General features: G+C 52.5%; 1 protein-coding gene and 1 pseudogene. Both read right to left on the bottom strand.

What is annotated here, in order from left to right:
- Positions 1-156: 156 nt before the first annotated feature.
- The gene (locus ACP7BV_RS27735) at positions 157-387 is read right to left on the bottom strand and encodes a hypothetical protein (RefSeq protein ID WP_426108135.1); all 231 of its coding nucleotides are present in this window, start codon (positions 385-387) and stop codon (positions 157-159) included.
- Positions 384-577, bottom strand: a pseudogene (locus ACP7BV_RS27730) (hemoglobin-like protein); the annotation flags it as partial. The pseudogene ACP7BV_RS27730 and the gene ACP7BV_RS27735, both read right to left, overlap by 4 nt.

Raw genomic sequence — 577 nt, 5'->3', positions numbered from 1 at the left:
GGTAGTCAATATTGGTGTAACCATTGCTGCTCAAGACACCGATGGCATTTTTATGTACACCTTCCAGCAACAGAAAGCGGATTTTTGATTTATCTAAAGACAATTGGCTCATTACAATTCCTGGAATTTAAAAGGGTAAAACGCAGCGTCGGCGTCTCAAGTCGGTACAAGCCTGGCGTTGATCAAAGCCTCGTCGAGCGCGACGAAGGTGGTATTGTGCAGCTCGGTGAGCGGACCCCAGCCTGGAATGATGTCGCCATTGCGCTCGTAACCGATGGCCTTGAATTTCCACAGCCCTTCAATCAACTTAAGGTTGCCCACATGCAGACCCTGGTCAGCGAGGACGCGATAAACGCTGTCATTGAGCCTGCTGAGCGTCAGGGTCATTGCGGTTTATTGCGCATGTGGTCGGCAACTTTGGCAAAGGCGTTTGACAACTCGCGGCGCAGATCGGCGTCCTCCACCTCATCGCGCAGTGCACTATTCATGCATAGCATCCATTGGTCGCGCTCGCAGTCGCTGATGGAAAAAGGCAGGTGACGCTGGCGCAGCATCGGGTGACCGTATTGCTGCACAT

The sequence above is a fragment of the Massilia sp. TSP1-1-2 genome, assembly GCF_049896185.1.
GTDB lineage: Bacteria > Pseudomonadota > Gammaproteobacteria > Burkholderiales > Burkholderiaceae_D > Telluria_A.
This window is presented reverse-complemented; position numbering and strand designations above follow the sequence as displayed.

Excerpts from the sequence above, each read along its gene's own strand:
- ACP7BV_RS27735 (WP_426108135.1), bottom strand. The coding sequence starts at position 387 with ATGACCCTGACGCTCAGCAGGCTCAATGACAGCGTTTATCGCGTCCTC.